The sequence below is a fragment of the Nocardioides sp. CPCC 206348 genome (assembly GCF_048654705.1).
GTDB lineage: Bacteria > Actinomycetota > Actinomycetes > Propionibacteriales > Nocardioidaceae > Nocardioides.
In genome coordinates, this window is the sequence record NZ_JBMCZA010000226.1 from 43173 (window position 1) to 45449 (window position 2277).

Consider the following 2277-nt stretch of genomic DNA (forward strand, 5'->3'; position numbering starts at 1 on the left):
CTTCTTCGTGTCGGCGCCGAAGGCGACGTCCACGCTGATGGTCTTCGGGATCGCACTGATGGTCAGCTGCGCCTCGTCGGTGTTGTCGTACTGCGCGTTCGCCGTGAACGCCCCCAGCGCCTCGCTGGCGACGTAGTCGAGTCCGGTGGTGTGGCTGCCGTCGGGCTCGGTGCGCGTGACGGTCGGGCCGAAGGTGAAGTCCACCGGGTTGGCCGTCGGGATGCCCTGCGTCAGGTAGAGGCTGAGCGGCTTGGGCGCGAGTGCCTGCAACTTGGCGTCGACCACCAGGGTGCCGTCGGTCGGGTGGAACCCCGTGACCGTGTAGACGCCGGTGGTGGAGTTGAGGTCGAGTCCCGTCGGCAGTCCGGTCAGGTACAGCTTGGCCCGGACGGCCTTGTCGGAACCGCTCGCCCCGTCACGGACGGCGACGCCGTGGACCTGCGGCGGCACCGGTGTGGCGGCCAGCGCCGCGGACTTGCCCGCCGCGACCGAGAGCGTCAGGTCGGGGTTGGTGTTGCCGTCATAGGTGATCCGGCCGCCCTCGCTGCGCAGCGTGATCTCGGAGGGCAGGTTGCTCAGCTTGCCCGACGCCTCGAGGTCGCCCTCCTCCAGGTGCGCCTCCGCTGCGAACGAGAAGGTGCTGTTGTCGCCCATGTCGAGACCGGCCTCGAAGCCGCCGCCGTCCCCGTCGTCGGGCAGCTTGGTGAAGGATGCCCGCCGCAGGTTGCTGATCTTGAGGCTGGCGTCGAGGTCGCCCGAGGCCTCGTCGTAGTACGCCGTCAGGTGGTCGCCCGGCAGCGTCGAGTAGTCCTCGTGGTTCGTGACGTTCGCGACGATCGAGCCGATGCCCGCCGCGGGTGCGTCGAAGAGGACGTTGCCGTCCGCCCAGGTCGCGTTCCACTTGGCCGGGATCGAGCTGATGGTCAGGCCCGCGTCGAAGTCGCGGTCCATGTCGAGGGTGGCCGCCGTCAGGTGCGCGGTCGCCGAGGCGCTGGTGGTCGGGGTGTCCGCATCCCAGTCGAGGACCGAGTTCTTGCCGTCGAAGAGCACCTTGGCGTGTGCCGGGATGCCCAGCACCTCGGCCGTGATCCGGTCGCCGCCCATCCGCTCGACACCGGCGTAGACCTTGTCGATCGAGTCGCTGGCGTCGTACGTGATCAGGTTGCCGTTCAGGTCGACCTGCATGTGCTTCGGGACGCCGTGGACCTGGTACACGGCGTGGTCGACCTCGGTCGGCTTGGTCACGTCCGGCGTGGTGGTGTCGGTCGCCTCGACGAGGCCGATCTCGTCGTTCGCGGTGTACTCGATGTTCTGGTGCGTGCCCTGACGGACCAGGTCGACCCGTACCGACGACGGCAGCTTGTCGACCGTTGCGGTGAAGCGACGGTTGCTGTCGACCGGACCCGACGTCGTGGCCTGGTCGATCACCGCGTCCACGCGGGTGGCGGTCGGGGTGTCGACCGTGATCGTGTCCGTGCTGCCGGTGCTGCCGTGCGTCATCCGGGCGCCGACGTTGAGGGTCGTCGGGAACGGGTTCAGCTGCACGGAGCCGGTCAGCGGGTCCTGCTCGGTCAGCGGTACGCCGCCGCTGCCACCGGTCAGCGACTTCACGCCGAACGTGATCGCCTCCTTGAGGCCCGGGTTGGTCGAGATGACGTCCGCAGCGACCCGGATGTCGCCGGTGATCGCGTCGACGATGTTCTTGAGCAGGACCCGGGCGGTGCTGTTGCCGCCGAGGGTCGAGGCGCGTCCGTCGATGCCGACCGCCACCCGCTTCTTGACGATCGGTGTGTCGTAGACGGCGAACACGTGCGCCGGGAGGGGGCCGCTGTTGGGCGTGATCCGCTGCACCGCGAACCGGGCTCCGACGTCGATCAGGTTGGTGACCGGGTTGAGCTGCGCCAGGACGTCAGGCAGGTGGTCACCCGTGACGTCGGCCGGCACCGGGACACCCACCGGCAGCGAGATGCTGCACGAGAGCGGCATGGTCGGCGACTCGGCGCAGATCTTGTAGAACAGCGGGGACAGCAGGTTCACGACGGGCAGCGTGAACAGCTTGCCCTGGACCTTGCTGACCTCCTGCAGGACCGCGTCCAGTGCGTCCAGCACCAGGGGGACGAGGGGCAGCGAGGTGAGTGTGTCGTTGAACGTGGGCGGCAGGCCGGCCGTGATGTTGCTCGACGTGCTTGCGGTCGGTGCGGTCACCGACGAGCGGGGGAGTCGCGCCGAGGTCAGGCTCGGCGCCTCCGCCAGCTCCTCCGCCACGGCGTCCAGCGC

1 protein-coding gene is annotated in these 2277 nt (G+C 69.2%); it reads right to left on the minus strand.

All coding sequences use genetic code 11. The features are described from left to right. Positions 1 to 2277, minus strand: a 2277-nt coding sequence (locus tag ACOADB_RS25795) for a hypothetical protein (RefSeq protein WP_378605672.1), incomplete at both ends; no start/stop codon positions are given.